Origin of the sequence: Pectobacterium sp. HCp5_1, assembly GCF_032905925.1 — a bacterium.
GTDB classification, from domain to species: Bacteria; Pseudomonadota; Gammaproteobacteria; order Enterobacterales; family Enterobacteriaceae; genus Pectobacterium; species Pectobacterium brasiliense_A.
Map to the genome: position 1 here is coordinate 1 of NZ_JAUMIO010000034.1, position 18,200 is coordinate 18,200.

The following is an 18,200-nucleotide window of genomic DNA, read 5'->3' on the forward strand; positions in this document are numbered from 1 at the left end:
AACGGGATACCAGATCAAGAGCCTGTCCAATGTGCATAAAAAAATCCGGAAACGGGTGAGCATTTCCGGATTTTTACACAGCCACTGGATCGGTCAACCGATCCTTAACTGATCGGCATTACAGGCTTCGACCTGCGGTTTTTTTTGTTTCACCATCACTTCCCTGCAATCGAATCCCTTTTTCCGTTAACCGTGACGGCACCTATTTGTCATCCACCCCGCCCCCCATCATCAGCACAGTGCGCGTAGCACCTTCGCCAACGTCTTGACCGCCGTTTCCAGTTCATGCGGTGAGTGGGCAGCAAATCCCATGAGAAAACCAGCCTGATGCTGACCCGACGCATACAGTGCTGTTAGCCCGAGTAGATCGATGCCGGCCCGACGCGCGGACTCCACGGCGTCGTGTTCAGAGATGTCACGGATGAAGATACAGGGCATCTGCATGCCTCCGGCTGGCACTCGTGGTTCCACGAAGTCAGCCAGATGCTGACGTACCAGCCGTGCCAGTACATCGCGGCGTTCGGCATAAACGGCACGCATCGTGCGGATATGGGCACCGAAATGGCCTCCTTCGATAAAACGCGCCAGCGTGAGCTGTGGAATGGGCGCGCTGTGCCCATCCATCAGCGTGCGGGCCACGGTCATGGGAGCAACCAGCTGCGGCGGCAATACCATGTAGCCGATGCGCAGGCCGGGAAACAGCGATTTGGTGAAGGTGCCGATATAGATCGTTCTATCGTGCGGGTCGAGCCCCTGAACGCAGGCGGTAGGTTTGCCCGCGTAGTGAAACTCGCTGTCGTAATCATCTTCAATAATCCAGCTCTGGTGCTGCCAGGCCCATTCAATCACGGCCAGACGTCGATCCAGCGCTAACGTTGCGCCAGTTGGAAACTGGTGTGAGGGCGTCAGAAACACGGCTTTAGCGGGCACATTATGTTTGTTGCTTGCCTCAAGCAGGTGTTCAATCTGCAAACCATCGCCATCTAACGGGATCGGCACGCACGCGAGTCCCGCAGCCTCGAATGCCTTGCGTGCGCCGTGGTACACGGGATCTTCAAGGAAGATCGGATCGCCAGCATCCAGCAATACAGTCGCACACAGGGTGAGCGCTTGCTGGGAGCTGGTCAGCACCAGTACGCGATCGGGCGTGGCGCGCGCTCCCCGTTCGAGATTGACATAATCTGCGATGGCGCGCCTTAGCACTTCCATGCCCTGCGGTGGGCTGTGTAGTAGTGCCCGCGTGCCATATTCTTTTAGTACCTGCCGCTCCAGTCGTTCCCATGTCTGGAGGGGAAAACTGCGGGTTTCTGGCACGCCGGGCGCGAACGCGCGCGGGATGATGAAGTCGCGCACCCCACCATTCTGGAACATGGCGCTACCGCGTTGACTGAGGCGCAGTTCTGCTTTGCTATCTCCCGTTTTCCGGGCTTTGCCACGCCCCGGCAGACGCTTTGCCCGCTCCGACACGAAACTGCCGCTGCCGACGCGACGTTCGATAAATCCTTCCGCATGCAGCTGGCTGTAAGCCGACTCGACCGTATCACGCGACACCCCCAGTGAGGTAGCCAGTGCGCGTGAGGCGGGTAAGGGCTTGCCCACATCAAGAACGCCATCGAGGATTAACTGGCGAATCGCTCGCTGGATACGAGCGTGCAGGGGTAGGGCACCTTGCGCGGGGTCGCCAATCCAGGCCTTGACCGATTCAAGCTGGGCGTGTTTGAACAATTGGTCTGCCTCTTATCGGGAAAATGGTGGGGAACATCCGGCTATTTTAAATCTATAAATACGTTTCACAATCTATTCATCTTCTTCGTCAGGAGTGACGCTGATGTCGATATCCTCCGATACTCAAACTCGCCACGACAGGCACGGCTGCTATCCCGACGCTGTCACGGTTGATGACTTCCAACTCAATCTGGCGGCAGTTCAGGCTCGTATTGCAGCAGCTTGTCAGCGCGTCGGCCGCGATCCTGCAACAGTGCGGCTGCTGCCCGTCAGCAAAACCAAGCCTGAAAATCGCCTGCGTATGGCTCATGCGGCTGGTTGTCGGATATTGGGTGAAAACAAGGTGCAGGAAGCGTTCCGTAAATGGGAAGCCATGCAGGATTTAACCGATTTACAGTGGTCGGTCATTGGTCACCTGCAAACCAACAAGGCTAAGCTGGTGGCACGCTTCGCTAGCGAGTTTCAGGCGTTGGACAGTCTGCGGCTGGCTGAAGCGCTGGATCGTCGCTTGCAGATTGAAGGGCGCTCGCTGGATGTATTTGTGCAGGTGAATACCTCCGGTGAGGTCAGCAAATATGGCCTGTCGCCTGAAGATGTCCCGACTTTTATTCAGGCGCTCCCCGCATTCTCTGCGCTACGCGTGCGTGGGTTCATGACGCTCGCGCTGTTCTCCAGCGAGGCCGAACGCGTACGTCAGTGTTTTATTCGACTGCGCCAGTTGCGCGATCGGTTGCAGCAAAACCTTCCGGTCGGCATTGAACTGGATGAGTTATCCATGGGGATGTCCGGCGATTTTGAAATAGCCATTGAGGAAGGTGCCACCGTGGTGCGCGTCGGGCAGGCAATCTTTGGCGCGCGCCCTCTGCCGGATAGCTACTACTGGCCTGACGAACCTCTCACAGAATCACACGATTAAAAAACCAATGACTAACGTATAGGACGATGCCCATGTATGACGCTTCTCTTACCCTTACTGACTTCGACCCGGAACTGGCCGACGCCATCCGGCATGAAGAACACCGGCAGGAAACTCACATTGAACTGATCGCCTCAGAGAACTATGCCAGTCCGCTGGTGATGGCGATCCAGAACTCCGTGTTCACCAACAAATATGCGGAAGGCTACCCAGGCAAGCGCTACTACAGCGGCTGTGAGTATGTCGACGTGGCTGAACGTCTGGCTATCGAACGGGCCAAAGCGCTGTTTGACTGCGATTATGCTAACGTCCAGCCTCATGCTGGCGCTCAGGCTAATGCGGCCGTGTTTCTGGCATTGACTAATCCGGGCGATACCGTGATGGGCATGAACCTCGCTCAGGGCGGGCATTTGACCCACGGTAATCCCTCCAACTTCTCTGGTCGCCACTACAAGATCGTCCCCTATGGATTAGACCCTGACACAGGGCTGATCGATTACGATGAAATGGAGCGTATTGCGTTGGAAACCCGGCCAAAGATGCTAATCGGCGGGTTCTCCGCCTATTCTCGCCACAAGGATTGGGCTCGTATGCGCGCGATTGCGGACAAGGTGGGCGCTATTTTCTGGGTGGATATGGCGCATGTTGCTGGTTTGGTGGCTGCCGGAGAGTATCCGAATCCGCTCCCTCATGCACATGTTGTAACCAGCACAACCCATAAGACGCTGCGTGGCCCGCGCGGTGGGATTATTTTAGCCAAAGGGCAGAGCGAGGAATTCTACAAAAAGCTTAACTCTGCCGTATTCCCCGGTATTCAGGGCGGTCCGTTGATGCACGTTATCGCTGCCAAAGCGGTGGCATTCAAGGAAGCGTTACGCCCTGAATTCACGGTTTATCAGCGTCAGGTGGTGACCAACGCCCGTGCCATGGCACGCGTTCTCCAGCAACGCGGTTACAAGATTGTCTCTGATGGCACCGACAATCATTTGATTCTGATCGACCTGTCCGACAAGCCGTATACCGGTAAAGATGCTGATGCTGCACTGAGCGAGGCTTACATCACGACAAACAAGAACTCGGTGCCTAACGATCCGCGTTCACCCTTTGTGACCTCAGGTCTGCGTATTGGAACGCCAGCTGTGACGACGCGCGGTTTTGGTGTGGCAGAGTGCGAGCAACTGGCGGAATGGTTATGTGATGTACTGGATGTGCTTGGCGAAGGGAATGACGCATTAACGGCGGTACGCGATCGTGTGCGCCAGCAGGTAGTGGCGCTGTGCCAACGCTATCCTGTGTACCAATAACGTAGGTGAGGTTTGTGCACAGGGATGTGCCGTCTCACGACTATGAGGTGTGGGGCGCTGCTTTATTTTTCAGGCGGAATTCGGGGATTCGTCAGGGGCGGTGAGCACCACGCGAGCGAGTGCACCGGAACGTTGCGCTCGGTTGCAGAGGAAAAATTTTCCATCGTGCAACTGAGCAATGCGCGTCACGATACTTAGCCCGAGACCGATACCGCCATAGCGGCTATCCATGCGAACGAACGCCTTACTCAATTCACCGACTTTGCTTTCGTCGATCCCTGGTCCCTCATCCTCAACCTGTAGTTCAATATGTTGCGGCGTGCTTAGGCTCACGGTGATCTGGCTGGTTTCCGGGCTATAGCGATAGGCATTTTCTACCAGATTGCGTAACAGTAGCTGGAGCAGCGTGGCATCGCCGCGCAGGGTGATATCTTCTGGCGGTAATATCCATTTCAGCGTCTGCTGACGTTTTTGCAGCATCTCGGCCAGTTCATCCTGCATAGGAAAAATGACGTCTTTCAGGAACGCGACATTTTGGTGATGGCCCGCTGAAAACTCTTGCCCGACACGTGCAAGCAGCAAAAGTTGTTCCACCGTTTTCACCATTTTATCAATGCGTTTGATGAGTGAACTACAGTCAATTTGGTGTTGCTGCTGATGCAGTTCGAGGTGCAGTCGAATACCGGATAGCGGGGTTCGTAATTCATGAGCGACATCCGCAGTAAATTGCCTGTCGCGTTTCAACGTTTCGTCCAGACGTTGAAAAAGCTGGTTGATGGTATGGGTGACAGCCGCGATTTCTTTAATGTCACTCTGTTGTGGCAGCGGTTCCAGGTTTTCCGCCGTGCGATCCTGCAATTCTTCCTGTAGACGGGAAAGCGGGCGAGTGATCCAACTGACCGCCTGAAAGCACATGAGCAATGTCAGAATGACCATCACCAGACTTGGGATACTGAGCGAGGCGATCGCCTCATTGATCTCTTGATCGATCTGCATGTTCTGAGCGCTGGCGCTCAGGGATTTATCAACCAGTAGGCTGATTTGCTCTTCGCTTTCGTGCCAAAGCCAGAATACGCTGATCATCTGACAGACAAGCAGGATGCCGCCCAGTGCCAGCACTAAACGGCGACGCATGCTGGTAACGGTGTCGGCATCGCTCTTCATGGCTGTTCACCTTTAGTCAGCAGATAGCCAAAACCTCGCAGGGTTCGAATCCGGTCTTTCCCTATCTTGTGACGCAGATTATGGATATGCACTTCCAGCGAATTGGAGGACGGGTCGTCGTTCCAGGCGTAGATATCCTGATGCAGCACCTCGCGATGTACCTGAGAACCGGCTTTCAACACCAAGCGGGATAGGATCGCAAACTCTTTTGGCGTTAGCACCACTGGCTTGTCGTCCAGTAACACCTGTTGATTGTTTAAGTCCAACGTAATGTTGTCGACCTGTATTGTGCTGTTGCTTGAACCCTGATTGCGGCGAATCAGCGCGCGTACGCGCGCCTGTAATTCCGTCAGTGCGAAGGGCTTGGCAAGGTAATCGTCCGCGCCGACATCCAGCCCGCTGACGCGATCGTTTACCTTATCCCGCGCCGTTAAGATGAGTACGGGATGCTGGTAATGATTTTTACGCCAGCGTGAGAGCAGAGTAAGCCCATCTTCATCCGGTAAGCCAAGATCGAGAATGACCAAACTGTAATGCGCGCTGCTGATGAGCGCGTCCGCTTCTTTGGCTGTGCCTGCGCAATCGCAGGCATAACCTTCATGACTCAACGCCAATAATAATCCTTCCTGCAACAGCTTATCGTCTTCAACAATCAGTAATTTCATGTTGCCTTGTCCCTGCACGGATGAAGGATATCAAGCTGAGGCTGATATTCTTTCGTGGCGATAGTAAATATCCCCAGTATGGTATGGAAAAGATTATCTTGCGAGTAATCCTGTTGTTTCGCGTTCTGGCGCAGACAGGAATCCTGAATTGCCTGTTGTTGCTGATAACCCGTTGATAACCACATTAGCATCGGCACATGTGTTTGCTGCTTCGGCGCAATAGAGTAGGGCATGCTATGCAGGTAGATGCCGTTTTCCCCTAACGATTCGCCGTGGTCGGACAGGTAAACCAGCGACGTATTAAATTTATCCTGATGCTGTTTCAGTAAATTGATCGCTTTATCCACAACAAAATCGACATACAGGATCGTATTGTCATACGTATTGGTCAGCGCTTCCTGCGTACAGGTCTGAATCTGATTGGTATCGCACGTTGGCGTAAATTTCTTAAAGGCGTCAGGATAGCGCTGGTAGTAGCTCGGGCCGTGGCTGCCCATCGTATGTAATACGATAATTCCGTCGTTATCGAGCTTATTGATGTAGTCTTCAACGCCGTGGAATAACGCTTCATCGTGGCATTCGCCGTTGGTGCATAATCCCGGTAGTTTCAGCGATGTCACATCAACGGTTGGCACTCGTGTACAGGCATCTTTGCAGCCACCGTCATTTTCTTGCCAAAGTACGTTAACGTTCGCACGTTGTAATATATCCAGCAGCCCTTCCTGATGGCTGGCTAAATCGCCGTTAAAGCTTTGGCGCGGCATGTTGGAAAACATGCAGGGAACGGAAACGCCTGTTGATGTGCCACACGATGAGGTGTTTTCAAAGTAGATAACGTTGTCTTTCGCCAGCAGCGGATTGGTTTCTTTCCCGTAGCCACCCAGCGAAAAATTTTGCGCCCGGGATGTCTCGCCAACCACCAGAATAACCAGATTCTTTTTTGCCGTCGGAGATGGTGGAGCTGCTTTGTGGGCATCCAGACCAATTTGCTCCAGAGGCAAATTAGCCAGCACACTATGTTTGTGGTAGGACAAGCTGGCCGCAACAATATTGCTGGGCGTAATTGCTTTTACCAACTCTTTGTTATTACGCATGAACGAGGCGTAATCTTTATAAAAGAATGCCGCGATAGATAAAATAGCGAATAACGAAATAATGACGTTAAGAAAGCGCATGCCAATATAGAGCGTTGTCGGCTTGGCGGGCTTTATTTTTATCCAGACGGCGAGTGCCGCAGGAATGACGCCAATAAAGAATACCCAGGCGACAAGCTGTGGCGTAAGCAGTGAAAAGGATTCGCCAGCTGTTGTCTCCAGGATATTCTGGATCATGGTTCGGTCAATGATAATGCCGTAGTTCAGCATAAAGTATTGCGCTGCGGCACCGGTCAGCAGGAAAAGAACAATGACGGCCTTACGCAGATAAGGTACTGCCAGAAGTGTGAAAATGATATTCAGCACCGCGAAAATCACAACGGGCATACTGAGAAAGAAAGGGATAGTAACCCAGTCTGTCATGTCCAGCAGTTGCAGCGTTTGGCGGTAGTAGGCAATGTTCTGGACCAGAGCAATAAAGGCAGAAAAGATCAGCACGAACGTGATGCTGCTCAGGTGTGGTCTGCCCATCGGTATTCGTCTTTTCATACACGTCTCTCGTAATTTCCATGATGGAGAGGAAAGAAGACGCTGACTCTAGCGGGATTAAATTAATGCAGCCTTAAGAGGTAGCCCGTTAAATTCAGGGACGCGAGTGTGGACATTTGCTAGACTGTGTCCCCTGTCAATACAAAATAAATAGATGACGTTGAGGGTGGTGTCTGCCATGTCTAATTCGCTTGTATCTGGCGAATCTTATGAGCTTGATTTGCTGGATGAACGTCCTTTCAGTCAAACGGACTATGAGATCCTGAAATCGTATGAAGCGGTGGTTGATGGCTTGGCCATGTTGATTGGCGAGCATTGTGAGATTGTGTTGCACTCGCTTGAGGATCTTAAATGTTCCGCCGTGCGTATTGCTAATGGGGAACATACCGGCAGGAAGATTGGCTCGCCGATTACGGATCTTGCATTGCGCATGCTGCATGACATGGCAGGTGAAGATAGCAGCGTGTCGAAAGCCTATTTTACCCGCGCAAAGAGCGGCGTGTTGATGAAGTCAGTGACGATTGCCATTCGCAATCGCGATCAGCGCGTGATTGGGCTGCTGTGTATCAACATGAATTTGGATGTGCCTTTCTCCCAGATTGTGCAGACCTTTATTCCACCTGAAACGCATGATGCCGCCTCTTCCGTCAACTTTGCGTCATCCGTTGATGATCTGGTGGCACAAACGCTGGAATTTTCGATTGAGGAAGTCAATGCGGATCGCAATGTCTCCAATAATGCGAAAAATCGCCAAATCGTACTGAGCCTGTATGAGAAAGGCATCTTTGATATTAAAGACGCCATCAACCAGGTCGCCGAACGCCTCAATATCTCCAAACACACGGTCTACCTTTATATTCGTCAATTCAAGAGCGGCGACTTCAGCGGGCACGAACGTTAATGCTGAGTTACTGTTTGCTGGTGACTGGCCCGGCTTATGGCACACAGCAAGCGAGCAGCGCGTTGCAGTTTGCACAGGCGCTGTTAGCTGAAGGGCACAGACTGAAAAGCGTGTTCTTCTATCGCGAGGGCGTGCTAAATGCCAACCAGCTAACGTCACCCGCTAATGATGAGTTTGATCTTGTACGCGCCTGGCAGCAGTTGGGCGAAACGCATCAGGTGGCGCTGAATGTCTGTGTCGCCGCTGCATTACGCAGAGGTGTGACCGACGCGCAGCAAGCGACTCAGCTCAACCTTGCTGGCGCGAATCTGCAACCCGGCTTTGTTCTTAGCGGGCTGGGGGAACTGGCGCAATCGGTGCTGACCTGCGATCGGGTTATTCAGTTTTAAGGTAGCGTTATGAAGCGAGTCGCATTTGTTTTTACGCATTCTCCACATGGGAGCGCTTCCGGACGGGAAGGGCTGGATGCACTATTGGCGATGTCAGCCCTGACGGAAGAGATTGGCGTATTTTTTGTTGGTGATGGCGTACTGCAACTGCTGCCGCATCAACAGCCGGAAAAGATTTTGATGCGTAATTACATCGCAACGTTTGGCGTGCTGCCGTTATACGATATCGACACTTGTTATCTGTGCGAGACTTCTGTGCGCCAGCGTGGGTTGAGTATAGAGACAGACTGGGTTTTGGATGCAGAGCTATTAGGGCCGCAAGCATGGCGCAGTAAGTTGGCCGATTATCATTCCATCCTTTCATTCTAGCGACGGATCTCCCCTTTATGCTGCATACGCTCTCACGTTCTCCTTATCACGTTGACCTGGATGCACTCTTGCGCAGCTTGGATCAGGGTGATGCGCTGGTCTTATTGCAAGACGGTGTTATCGCTGCGCTGGCTGGTGGAGATATTATCCAGCGCCTTCTTGATTCAGCGGTTCTTCTCTACGCGCTCCAGCCTGATACAGCGGCAAGAGGAATGACTGAACAAATTTCAAACAATGTGACACTCATTGACTATAATCAGTTTGTTCAACTGACAGTGGAGCACCCGCAGCAACTCGCGTGGTAACGCCGAATTTTTGTATATTTCTTGACTCCTTCCACTGCCAGCCCTAAAATTCTGCGTCCTCATACTTTGCCTTGCGCAAACATGAGGCGATTTATTACGTGTTTACGAAGCAAAACCCAGGAGCTTTTTGAATGGCAACGATTAACCAGCTGGTACGCAAACCACGCTCCCTGAAGGCTGCTAAAAGCAACGTTCCGGCGCTGGAAGCATGCCCGCAGAAACGTGGCGTATGTACCCGTGTATATACTACCACCCCTAAAAAACCGAACTCCGCACTGCGTAAAGTATGTCGTGTTCGTTTAACCAACGGTTTTGAAGTTACCTCCTATATTGGTGGTGAAGGTCATAACCTGCAGGAGCACTCCGTGATCCTGATCCGTGGCGGTCGTGTTAAAGACCTGCCAGGTGTGCGTTACCACACCGTTCGTGGCGCGCTGGACTGCTCAGGTGTTAAAGACCGTAAGCAATCCCGTTCCAAATACGGCGTGAAGAAGCCAAAGGCTTAATGGTTCTCCGTTAAGTAAGGCCAAACGTTTTAACTTAAATGTCAAACTAAACTCGTAGAGTTTTGGACAATCCTGAATTAACAACGGAGTATTTCCATGCCACGTCGTCGCGTCATTGGTCAACGTAAAATTCTGCCGGATCCTAAGTTCGGATCAGAACTGCTGGCCAAATTTGTAAACATCCTGATGGTAGATGGTAAAAAATCTACTGCAGAAGCAATCGTCTATACCGCGCTGGAGACCCTGGCTCAGCGTTCTGGTAAAGATCATCTGGAAGCTTTTGAAGTAGCTCTGGACAACGTTCGCCCGACTGTCGAAGTTAAGTCGCGCCGCGTTGGTGGTTCTACTTATCAAGTACCAGTAGAAGTCCGTCCGGTTCGTCGTAATGCGTTGGCAATGCGTTGGATCGTAGAAGCTGCTCGTAAACGCGGTGATAAATCTATGGCTCTGCGCCTGGCGAACGAACTTTCTGATGCAGCAGAAAACAAAGGTACTGCTGTTAAGAAACGTGAAGACGTTCACCGTATGGCCGAAGCTAACAAGGCGTTCGCTCACTACCGTTGGTAATCCCTTCGCTGTAGTTATGCTAACCAAGCGGGCGCTAAAAATAGCCAACCCGCTTGGGTTAACTAAATTGAACGCCCTAGTAAATAGAGGATACAAATGGCTCGTACAACACCCATCGCACGCTACCGTAATATCGGTATCAGTGCGCACATCGACGCCGGTAAAACCACTACTACCGAACGTATTCTGTTCTACACTGGTGTAAACCATAAAATCGGTGAAGTTCATGACGGCGCAGCTACCATGGACTGGATGGAGCAGGAGCAGGAGCGTGGTATTACTATCACCTCCGCAGCGACTACTGCATTCTGGTCTGGTATGGCTAAGCAGTATGAACCGCATCGCGTAAACATCATCGACACCCCGGGACACGTTGACTTCACTATCGAAGTAGAACGTTCCATGCGTGTACTGGATGGTGCGGTAATGGTTTACTGCGCAGTTGGTGGTGTTCAGCCGCAGTCTGAAACCGTATGGCGTCAGGCAAACAAATATAAAGTTCCACGCATTGCGTTCGTTAACAAAATGGACCGCATGGGTGCGAATTTCCTGAAAGTTGTTGGTCAGATCAAATCCCGTCTGGGCGCGAACCCTGTTCCGCTGCAGCTGGCAATTGGTGCTGAAGAAGGTTTCACCGGTGTTGTTGACCTGGTGAAAATGAAAGCCATCAACTGGAACGATGCCGATCAGGGCGTGACCTTCGAATACGAAGAGATCCCAGCTGATATGCAGGAACTGGCTGAAGAATGGCACCAAAACCTGATCGAATCCGCAGCAGAAGCTTCTGAAGAGCTGATGGAGAAATACCTGGGTGGTGAAGAACTGACTGAAGAAGAGATCAAAAAAGCTCTGCGTCAGCGCGTTCTGAACAACGAAATCATCCTGGTAACCTGTGGTTCTGCATTTAAGAACAAAGGTGTTCAGGCGATGCTGGATGCGGTAGTTGACTACCTGCCATCCCCAGTTGACGTACCTGCGATCAATGGTCTTTTGGATGACGGTAAAGACACGCCGGCTGAGCGTCACGCAAGTGATGAAGAGCCGTTTGCTGCACTGGCGTTCAAAATTGCTACCGACCCGTTTGTTGGTAACCTGACGTTCTTCCGCGTGTACTCTGGTGTAGTTAACTCCGGTGACACCGTACTGAACCCAGTTAAATCAGCACGTGAGCGTTTTGGTCGTATCGTTCAGATGCACGCTAACAAGCGTGAAGAGATCAAAGAAGTTCGTGCGGGCGATATCGCTGCTGCTATCGGTCTGAAAGATGTAACGACGGGTGACACACTGTGTGATCCAGATAACGTCATCATTTTGGAACGTATGGAATTCCCAGAGCCGGTAATCTCCATCGCGGTAGAACCGAAAACCAAAGCTGACCAAGAAAAAATGGGTCTGGCATTGGGCCGTCTGGCTAAAGAAGACCCGTCTTTCCGCGTTTGGACTGACGAAGAATCTAACCAGACTATCATCGCTGGTATGGGTGAATTGCACCTCGATATCATCGTTGACCGTATGAAGCGTGAATTCAACGTTGAAGCGAACGTGGGTAAACCACAGGTTGCTTACCGTGAAGCGATTCGTGCGAAAGTTACCGATATCGAAGGTAAACACGCCAAGCAGTCTGGTGGTCGTGGTCAGTATGGTCATGTTGTTATCGACATGTACCCACTGGAGCCGGGCTCAAATCCTAAAGGTTACGAGTTCATCAACGACATCAAAGGTGGTGTGATTCCTGGTGAATACATCCCTGCCGTTGATAAAGGTATTCAGGAACAGCTGAAAGCAGGTCCTCTGGCTGGTTACCCAGTGGTTGATCTCGGCGTGCGTCTGCACTTCGGTTCTTTCCATGACGTTGACTCCTCTGAATTGGCGTTTAAACTGGCTGCTTCTATCGCCTTTAAAGACGGCTTTAAGAAAGCAAAACCTGTTCTGCTTGAGCCGATCATGAAGGTTGAAGTTGAAACGCCGGAAGAGAACACTGGTGACGTCATCGGTGACCTTAGCCGTCGTCGTGGTATGCTGCGTGGTCAGGAATCTAACGTTACTGGCGTTGTGATTCACGCTGAAGTTCCGTTGTCTGAAATGTTCGGATACGCAACTCAACTGCGTTCTCTGACCAAAGGCCGTGCTTCTTACTCCATGGAGTTCCTGAAGTACGATGATGCGCCTAACAACGTTGCTCAGGCCGTAATTGAAGCCCGTGGTAAATAAGCCTCAGGGTTAAAACAAAATCCCGTGCTCTCTCCATAGGGGGAGAGCATTTGAGTAAGGAATATCGCCGTGTCTAAAGAAAAATTTGAACGTACAAAACCCCACGTTAACGTCGGTACTATCGGCCACGTTGACCATGGTAAAACGACTCTGACTGCTGCAATCACTACCGTTCTGGCTAAAACCTACGGTGGTAACGCGCGTGCATTCGACCAGATCGATAACGCACCAGAAGAAAAAGCACGTGGTATCACCATCAACACGTCTCACGTTGAGTACGATACCCCGTCTCGCCACTACGCGCACGTTGACTGCCCAGGACACGCCGACTATGTGAAAAACATGATCACCGGTGCTGCCCAGATGGACGGCGCGATCCTGGTTGTTGCTGCGACTGACGGCCCAATGCCTCAGACCCGTGAGCACATCCTGCTGGGTCGTCAGGTTGGCGTTCCTTTCATCATCGTGTTCCTGAACAAATGTGACATGGTTGATGACGAAGAGCTGCTGGAACTGGTTGAGATGGAAGTGCGTGAGCTGCTGTCTCAGTACGACTTCCCAGGCGACGATACCCCAGTGGTTCGTGGTTCAGCTCTGAAAGCGCTGGAAGGCGAAGCTGAGTGGGAAGCAAAAATCATCGAACTGGCAGAGCACCTGGATTCTTATATCCCAGAACCAGAGCGTGCTATTGACAAGCCGTTCCTGCTGCCAATCGAAGACGTATTCTCCATCTCCGGTCGTGGTACCGTTGTTACCGGTCGTGTAGAGCGCGGTATCGTTAAAGTCGGTGAAGAAGTTGAAATCGTTGGTATCAAAGATACGGCGAAATCTACCTGTACTGGCGTAGAAATGTTCCGCAAACTGCTGGACGAAGGTCGTGCAGGCGAGAACGTTGGTGTTCTGCTGCGTGGTATCAAGCGTGAAGAAATCGAGCGTGGCCAGGTACTGGCTAAGCCGGGTTCAATCAAGCCGCACACTCAGTTCGAATCCGAAGTGTATATCCTGAGCAAAGATGAAGGCGGCCGTCATACTCCGTTCTTCAAAGGCTACCGTCCTCAGTTCTACTTCCGTACAACTGACGTAACGGGCACCATCGAACTGCCAGAAGGCGTAGAGATGGTAATGCCGGGCGACAACATCAAAATGGTTGTTACCCTGATCCACCCAATCGCGATGGACGACGGTTTGCGTTTCGCCATCCGTGAAGGCGGCCGTACAGTAGGCGCGGGCGTTGTTGCTAAAGTTATCGCTTAATCGCTGATAAACTTAATGCATGAAAAAGGCACTTCGGTGCCTTTTTTTACGTCCAAATGATTAGATGGAAATTGAAATAAAAATAATTCTTATTTAGAATAACTCAGTTGGTTAAAAAATCGCTAGGAGCGGTTTCAAATGCTGGTTGTAGTGTCCTGAAAGGTAGTGCGAAAGACACTCGCGATAACAATGAGTCATCCTGATATGTATGTGTGTTTGTGCAACGCAATTTCCGACAAAGTCATTCGTAATGCTGTTCGTCAGCACCAGCCTCAATCTATGCAGCAATTACGCAAACTCGTCCCTATCGGGACAGATTGCGGTAAGTGTATTCGTCAGGCGCGTGTCATTTTTGAGGAAGAGCAGGCTAAAATTCCTGATATGTATGAAGTAGCATAAAATGTAGGGTTGTTTTTTTTGACTCTCTGCTTACCGGTTCTACACTTTAAGAACTGGAGCGGAGGAGCATGTCATGAAAGGCGATAAAAAAGTCATCACACACCTGAATAAGTTATTGGGCAACGAGCTGGTAGCCATTAACCAATATTTTCTTCATGCCCGAATGTTTAAAAACTGGGGCTTAACCCGTCTTAACGATCACGAATATCATGAGTCTATTGACGAAATGAAACATGCTGATCGCTACATCGAACGAATCCTGTTTCTCGAAGGCATCCCGAATCTACAGGATTTGGGTAAGTTAAACATTGGCGAGGATGTCGAGGAGATCTTACGTTCTGATCTTCAACTTGAATTGGATGGCGCAAAGAATTTGCGTGAGGCAATTGCCTATGCTGATTCGGTGCATGACTACGTCAGTAGGGATCTAATGATAGAAATTCTTGCTGATGAAGAAGGGCACATCGACTGGCTGGAAACAGAATTAGACTTGATTTCACGTCTTGGCATACAAAACTATCTTCAAGCTCAGCTAAAAGCTGAGTAACTGATTATCATAGCCTGCTATGTAATTTATGCCCCCATTCGGCCGGACTGTGCACATTGCTCCGGCCGCGTTAAAATCATTTCATCCTGCTTATTGCTTCCCCAGCCAATTTGCGTATAATGCGCGAGCTTACCGAAACTAGGTAAGCCTGATTCAATCCGAATCAGACGGCCAATATTCATTTATTGACCAAAACAATACTCCCGATATGGGGGTTATGTGCTGACGATTACACTCCCCCATCAATCGAAATGGGTGTGAGGAGTAATCATTTACGTTTATAAATAATTGGAGCTCTGGTCTCATGCAGAACCAAAGAATCCGTATCCGCCTGAAAGCGTTTGATCATCGTCTGATTGATCAATCAACTGCGGAAATCGTCGAGACTGCTAAGCGCACTGGTGCGCAAGTACGTGGTCCGATCCCGCTGCCGACCCGCAAAGAGCGCTTTACCGTTCTGATTTCTCCGCACGTCAATAAAGATGCGCGCGATCAGTACGAGATTCGCACTCACAAGCGTCTGGTTGACATCGTTGAGCCAACCGAGAAAACCGTTGATGCTCTGATGCGTCTGGATCTGGCTGCTGGTGTAGACGTGCAGATCAGCCTGGGTTAATCAGGTCATTGAGCGATTGAGAGGTTGAAACAATGATTGGTTTAGTCGGTAAAAAAGTGGGCATGACCCGTATCTTCACTGAAGATGGCGTATCTATCCCCGTAACCGTTATCGAAATTGAAGCAAACCGCGTAACTCAGGTTAAAGACCTGGCTAACGACGGTTACCGCGCTGTGCAAGTAACTACTGGTGCTAAAAAAGCAAACCGTGTTACTAAGCCAGAAGCAGGTCACTTTGCTAAAGCTGGCGTAGAAGCTGGCCGTACTCTGCGTGAATTCCGTCTTTCTGAAGGCGAAGAGTTCACTGTAGGTCAGAGCATCAGTGTCGAAATTTTCGCAGACGTTAAAAAAGTAGACGTTACTGGTACATCTAAAGGTAAAGGTTTTGCTGGCACAGTTAAGCGCTGGAATTTCCGTACTCAGGATGCTACTCACGGTAACTCCTTGTCCCACCGCGTTCCGGGTTCTATCGGTCAGAACCAGACTCCGGGCAAAGTGTTCAAAGGCAAGAAAATGGCAGGCCAGCTGGGTAACGAACGTGTAACCGTTCAGAGCCTGGACGTAGTGCGTGTTGACGCTGAGCGCAACCTGCTGCTGGTTAAAGGTGCTGTTCCGGGAGCTACCGGTAGCGACCTGATCGTTAAACCAGCTGTGAAGGCGTGAGGAGATAGCAATGGAATTAGTATTGAAAGACGCGCAAAGCGCGCTGACTGTTTCCGAAACTACCTTCGGTCGTGATTTCAACGAAGCGCTGGTACATCAGGTTGTTGTTGCTTATGCAGCAGGTGCCCGTCAAGGTACTCGCGCCCAGAAGACCCGTGCTGAAGTAACTGGTTCCGGTAAAAAACCTTGGCGTCAGAAAGGTACTGGCCGTGCGCGTTCTGGTTCTGCTAAGAGCCCGATCTGGCGTTCCGGTGGTGTGACCTTCGCTGCTAAGCCACAGGACCACAGTCAGAAAGTTAACAAAAAGATGTACCGCGGCGCGCTGAAAAGCATTCTGTCCGAATTGGTACGTCAAGATCGTCTGATCGTTGTCGAGACGTTCTCTGTAGAAGCACCGAAAACTAAGTTGCTGGCACAGAAACTGAAAGAAATGGCACTGGAAGACGTGTTGATCATCACCGGTGAACTGGATGAAAATCTGTTCCTGGCTGCGCGTAACCTGTACAAGGTTGACGTGCGTGATGCAGCAGGTATCGACCCAGTTAGCTTGATCGCCTTCGACAAAGTCGTTATGACTGCTGATGCAGTTAAGCAAGTTGAGGAGATGCTGGCATGATCCGTGAAGAACGTCTGCTGAAAGTACTGCGCGCGCCGCACGTATCTGAAAAAGCATCTACCGCGATGGAAAAAACTAACACCATCGTTCTCAAAGTTGCTAAAGACGCGACTAAAGCAGAGATCGTTGCTGCTGTAGAGAAACTGTTCGAAGTAGAAGTTAAAGACGTAAACACCCTGGTAGTTAAGGGTAAAGTTAAGCGTCACGGACAGCGTATTGGTCGTCGCAGCGACTGGAAAAAAGCTTACGTCACCCTGAAAGAAGGCCAGAATCTGGACTTCATCGGCGGCGCTGAGTAAGTCGGAGGAGAAAGACAATGGCAGTTGTTAAATGTAAACCGACATCTCCGGGTCGTCGCCACGTTGTTAAAGTGGTTAACCCTGAGCTGCACAAGGGCAAGCCTTATGCCCCGTTGCTGGAAAAGAACAGCAAATCCGGTGGCCGTAACAACAATGGCCGCATCACTACCCGTCACATCGGTGGTGGTCACAAACAGCAATATCGTCTGATTGACTTCAAACGCAATAAAGACGGTATTCCTGCGGTTGTTGAGCGTCTGGAGTATGATCCGAACCGTTCCGCGAATATCGCGCTGGTTCTGTACAAAGACGGCGAACGTCGTTATATCCTGGCGCCGAAAGGCCTGAAAGCCGGCGACCAGATTCAATCTGGCGTTGATGCTGCGATTAAAGCGGGTAATACCCTGCCGATGCGTAACATTCCAGTCGGTTCAACGGTTCATAACGTAGAAATGAAACCAGGTAAAGGCGGCCAATTGGCTCGTTCTGCTGGTGCTTACGTTCAGATCGTTGCTCGTGACGGTTCTTACGTTACCCTGCGTCTGCGTTCTGGCGAAATGCGTAAAGTCGAATCCGACTGCCGCGCTACGCTGGGCGAAGTTGGCAACGCTGAGCACATGCTTCGCGTTCTGGGTAAAGCTGGTGCTGCACGCTGGCGTGGTGTTCGTCCTACCGTTCGCGGTACGGCAATGAACCCAGTCGACCACCCACACGGTGGTGGTGAAGGTCGTAACTTTGGTAAGCACCCGGTTAGTCCGTGGGGCGTTCAGACCAAAGGTAAGAAGACCCGCAGCAATAAGCGTACTGATAAATTTATCGTACGTCGCCGTACTAAATAATCTTAGAGGATAAACCATGCCACGTTCTCTCAAGAAAGGTCCATTTATTGACCTGCACTTGCTGAAGAAGGTAGAGAAAGCGGTGGAAAGCGGAGACAAGAAGCCTTTGCGCACTTGGTCCCGTCGTTCAACGATCTTTCCAAATATGATCGGTTTGACCATCGCTGTCCATAATGGTCGTCAGCACGTTCCGGTGTTTGTTTCCGATGAAATGGTCGGTCACAAACTGGGTGAATTCGCGCCGACTCGTACTTATCGCGGCCATGCGGCCGACAAAAAGGCCAAGAAGCGCTAAGGTAGGAG

22 protein-coding genes are annotated in these 18,200 nt (G+C 51.0%); 18 read left to right on the top strand and 4 right to left on the bottom strand.

All coding sequences use genetic code 11. The features are described from left to right. Window positions 1-231: 231 nt before the first annotated feature. Window positions 232-1,725, bottom strand: a complete 1,494-nt coding sequence (locus Q3A88_RS18080; RefSeq protein WP_233991263.1) for a PLP-dependent aminotransferase family protein — start codon at window positions 1,723-1,725, stop codon at window positions 232-234. Window positions 1,726-1,828: 103 nt separating this feature from the next. Between Q3A88_RS18080 and Q3A88_RS18085 the strand changes: the two genes are divergently transcribed. Next, the gene (locus Q3A88_RS18085; protein WP_317178396.1) at window positions 1,829-2,641 is read left to right on the top strand and encodes a YggS family pyridoxal phosphate-dependent enzyme; all 813 of its coding nucleotides are present in this window, start codon (window positions 1,829-1,831) and stop codon (window positions 2,639-2,641) included. A gap of 32 nt (window positions 2,642-2,673) precedes the next feature. Beyond that, a complete protein-coding gene (gene glyA / locus Q3A88_RS18090) occupies window positions 2,674-3,945 on the top strand; it encodes a serine hydroxymethyltransferase (RefSeq protein ID WP_110164283.1) in 1,272 nt (423 codons plus the stop codon). A 69-nt stretch (window positions 3,946-4,014) separates the two neighbouring features. Here the strand turns inward: glyA and pmrB are convergent, their stop codons facing one another. Genes pmrB through eptA form a run of 3 tightly spaced genes read right to left on the bottom strand, consistent with a single transcriptional unit; the run spans window position 4,015 to window position 7,417 of the window. Continuing rightward, the gene (pmrB, locus tag Q3A88_RS18095; protein WP_110164282.1) at window positions 4,015-5,109 is read right to left on the bottom strand and encodes a two-component system sensor histidine kinase PmrB; all 1,095 of its coding nucleotides are present in this window, start codon (window positions 5,107-5,109) and stop codon (window positions 4,015-4,017) included. Continuing rightward, a complete protein-coding gene (pmrA, locus tag Q3A88_RS18100; protein ID WP_039484538.1) occupies window positions 5,106-5,774 on the bottom strand; it encodes a two-component system response regulator PmrA in 669 nt (222 codons plus the stop codon). The genes pmrB and pmrA overlap by 4 nt, the downstream gene beginning before the upstream one ends. Continuing rightward, on the bottom strand, window positions 5,771-7,417 hold the full coding sequence (gene eptA / locus Q3A88_RS18105) for a phosphoethanolamine transferase EptA (RefSeq protein ID WP_317178397.1): 1,647 nt from the start codon (window positions 7,415-7,417) through the stop codon (window positions 5,771-5,773). The genes pmrA and eptA overlap by 4 nt, the downstream gene beginning before the upstream one ends. 178 nt (window positions 7,418-7,595) lie before the next feature. On the opposite strand from eptA, the gene Q3A88_RS18110 reads away from it, so the two are divergent. From Q3A88_RS18110 to rpsS, 16 genes are all read left to right on the top strand, one after another. Continuing rightward, the gene (locus Q3A88_RS18110) at window positions 7,596-8,318 is read left to right on the top strand and encodes a transcriptional regulator (protein WP_010296984.1); all 723 of its coding nucleotides are present in this window, start codon (window positions 7,596-7,598) and stop codon (window positions 8,316-8,318) included. Continuing rightward, window positions 8,318-8,707, top strand: a complete 390-nt coding sequence (gene tusD / locus Q3A88_RS18115; protein ID WP_010277471.1) for a sulfurtransferase complex subunit TusD — start codon at window positions 8,318-8,320, stop codon at window positions 8,705-8,707. The genes Q3A88_RS18110 and tusD overlap by 1 nt, the downstream gene beginning before the upstream one ends. Before the next feature lie 9 nt (window positions 8,708-8,716). Next, window positions 8,717-9,076 (top strand): sulfurtransferase complex subunit TusC, encoded by a 360-nt coding sequence (gene tusC, locus Q3A88_RS18120; RefSeq protein ID WP_110164280.1) that lies wholly within the window; start codon window positions 8,717-8,719, stop codon window positions 9,074-9,076. 17 nt (window positions 9,077-9,093) lie between these two features. Then, complete coding sequence (gene tusB / locus Q3A88_RS18125) at window positions 9,094-9,381, top strand: sulfurtransferase complex subunit TusB (protein WP_010296976.1); 288 nt, start codon at window positions 9,094-9,096, stop codon at window positions 9,379-9,381. Window positions 9,382-9,512: 131 nt separating this feature from the next. Beyond that, entirely contained in the window at window positions 9,513-9,887 is a 375-nt protein-coding gene (rpsL, locus tag Q3A88_RS18130; RefSeq protein WP_005969567.1) for a 30S ribosomal protein S12, read from the top strand. Window positions 9,888-9,983: 96 nt separating this feature from the next. After that, window positions 9,984-10,454 carry a 30S ribosomal protein S7 gene (gene rpsG / locus Q3A88_RS18135; RefSeq protein WP_009111198.1) on the top strand — a complete coding sequence of 157 codons (471 nt, stop codon included), beginning with the start codon at window positions 9,984-9,986 and terminating at the stop codon, window positions 10,452-10,454. A gap of 96 nt (window positions 10,455-10,550) precedes the next feature. Continuing rightward, window positions 10,551-12,665 (top strand): elongation factor G, encoded by a 2,115-nt coding sequence (fusA, locus tag Q3A88_RS18140; protein ID WP_039281905.1) that lies wholly within the window; start codon window positions 10,551-10,553, stop codon window positions 12,663-12,665. Between the two features lie 69 nt (window positions 12,666-12,734). Further along, window positions 12,735-13,919 carry an elongation factor Tu gene (tuf, locus tag Q3A88_RS18145; protein ID WP_014913795.1) on the top strand — a complete coding sequence of 395 codons (1,185 nt, stop codon included), beginning with the start codon at window positions 12,735-12,737 and terminating at the stop codon, window positions 13,917-13,919. A 204-nt stretch (window positions 13,920-14,123) separates the two neighbouring features. Beyond that, complete coding sequence (bfd, locus tag Q3A88_RS18150; RefSeq protein ID WP_005970281.1) at window positions 14,124-14,318, top strand: bacterioferritin-associated ferredoxin; 195 nt, start codon at window positions 14,124-14,126, stop codon at window positions 14,316-14,318. Between the two features lie 73 nt (window positions 14,319-14,391). Next, window positions 14,392-14,865, top strand: a complete 474-nt coding sequence (gene bfr / locus Q3A88_RS18155) for a bacterioferritin (protein ID WP_010286186.1) — start codon at window positions 14,392-14,394, stop codon at window positions 14,863-14,865. Between the two features lie 304 nt (window positions 14,866-15,169). Further along, window positions 15,170-15,481 carry a 30S ribosomal protein S10 gene (gene rpsJ / locus Q3A88_RS18160; protein ID WP_001181005.1) on the top strand — a complete coding sequence of 104 codons (312 nt, stop codon included), beginning with the start codon at window positions 15,170-15,172 and terminating at the stop codon, window positions 15,479-15,481. Between the two features lie 32 nt (window positions 15,482-15,513). Further along, on the top strand, window positions 15,514-16,143 hold the full coding sequence (gene rplC / locus Q3A88_RS18165) for a 50S ribosomal protein L3 (RefSeq protein WP_010304941.1): 630 nt from the start codon (window positions 15,514-15,516) through the stop codon (window positions 16,141-16,143). 10 nt (window positions 16,144-16,153) lie between these two features. Beyond that, on the top strand, window positions 16,154-16,759 hold the full coding sequence (gene rplD / locus Q3A88_RS18170) for a 50S ribosomal protein L4 (protein WP_010286181.1): 606 nt from the start codon (window positions 16,154-16,156) through the stop codon (window positions 16,757-16,759). Then, on the top strand, window positions 16,756-17,058 hold the full coding sequence (gene rplW, locus Q3A88_RS18175) for a 50S ribosomal protein L23 (protein WP_005970277.1): 303 nt from the start codon (window positions 16,756-16,758) through the stop codon (window positions 17,056-17,058). Before rplD ends, rplW begins: the two co-directional genes overlap by 4 nt. A gap of 17 nt (window positions 17,059-17,075) precedes the next feature. Beyond that, complete coding sequence (gene rplB, locus Q3A88_RS18180) at window positions 17,076-17,897, top strand: 50S ribosomal protein L2 (RefSeq protein ID WP_010286179.1); 822 nt, start codon at window positions 17,076-17,078, stop codon at window positions 17,895-17,897. Window positions 17,898-17,913: 16 nt separating this feature from the next. Beyond that, window positions 17,914-18,192, top strand: coding sequence for a 30S ribosomal protein S19 (gene rpsS / locus Q3A88_RS18185; RefSeq protein ID WP_004929772.1), 279 nt, complete (start codon window positions 17,914-17,916; stop codon window positions 18,190-18,192). Window positions 18,193-18,200 lie beyond the last annotated feature (8 nt).

Excerpts from the sequence above, each read along its gene's own strand:
- Q3A88_RS18085 (WP_317178396.1), top strand. The coding sequence starts at position 1,829 with ATGTCGATATCCTCCGATACTCAAACTCGCCACGACAGGCACGGCTGC.
- glyA (WP_110164283.1), top strand. The coding sequence starts at position 2,674 with ATGTATGACGCTTCTCTTACCCTTACTGACTTCGACCCGGAACTGGCC.
- pmrB (WP_110164282.1), bottom strand. The coding sequence starts at position 5,109 with ATGAAGAGCGATGCCGACACCGTTACCAGCATGCGTCGCCGTTTAGTG.
- pmrA (WP_039484538.1), bottom strand. The coding sequence starts at position 5,774 with ATGAAATTACTGATTGTTGAAGACGATAAGCTGTTGCAGGAAGGATTA.
- eptA (WP_317178397.1), bottom strand. The coding sequence starts at position 7,417 with ATGAAAAGACGAATACCGATGGGCAGACCACACCTGAGCAGCATCACG.
- Q3A88_RS18110 (WP_010296984.1), top strand. The coding sequence starts at position 7,596 with ATGTCTAATTCGCTTGTATCTGGCGAATCTTATGAGCTTGATTTGCTG.
- tusD (WP_010277471.1), top strand. The coding sequence starts at position 8,318 with ATGCTGAGTTACTGTTTGCTGGTGACTGGCCCGGCTTATGGCACACAG.
- tusC (WP_110164280.1), top strand. The coding sequence starts at position 8,717 with ATGAAGCGAGTCGCATTTGTTTTTACGCATTCTCCACATGGGAGCGCT.
- tusB (WP_010296976.1), top strand. The coding sequence starts at position 9,094 with ATGCTGCATACGCTCTCACGTTCTCCTTATCACGTTGACCTGGATGCA.
- rpsL (WP_005969567.1), top strand. The coding sequence starts at position 9,513 with ATGGCAACGATTAACCAGCTGGTACGCAAACCACGCTCCCTGAAGGCT.
- rpsG (WP_009111198.1), top strand. The coding sequence starts at position 9,984 with ATGCCACGTCGTCGCGTCATTGGTCAACGTAAAATTCTGCCGGATCCT.
- fusA (WP_039281905.1), top strand. The coding sequence starts at position 10,551 with ATGGCTCGTACAACACCCATCGCACGCTACCGTAATATCGGTATCAGT.
- bfd (WP_005970281.1), top strand. The coding sequence starts at position 14,124 with ATGTATGTGTGTTTGTGCAACGCAATTTCCGACAAAGTCATTCGTAAT.
- bfr (WP_010286186.1), top strand. The coding sequence starts at position 14,392 with ATGAAAGGCGATAAAAAAGTCATCACACACCTGAATAAGTTATTGGGC.
- rpsJ (WP_001181005.1), top strand. The coding sequence starts at position 15,170 with ATGCAGAACCAAAGAATCCGTATCCGCCTGAAAGCGTTTGATCATCGT.
- rplC (WP_010304941.1), top strand. The coding sequence starts at position 15,514 with ATGATTGGTTTAGTCGGTAAAAAAGTGGGCATGACCCGTATCTTCACT.
- rplD (WP_010286181.1), top strand. The coding sequence starts at position 16,154 with ATGGAATTAGTATTGAAAGACGCGCAAAGCGCGCTGACTGTTTCCGAA.
- rplW (WP_005970277.1), top strand. The coding sequence starts at position 16,756 with ATGATCCGTGAAGAACGTCTGCTGAAAGTACTGCGCGCGCCGCACGTA.
- rplB (WP_010286179.1), top strand. The coding sequence starts at position 17,076 with ATGGCAGTTGTTAAATGTAAACCGACATCTCCGGGTCGTCGCCACGTT.
- rpsS (WP_004929772.1), top strand. The coding sequence starts at position 17,914 with ATGCCACGTTCTCTCAAGAAAGGTCCATTTATTGACCTGCACTTGCTG.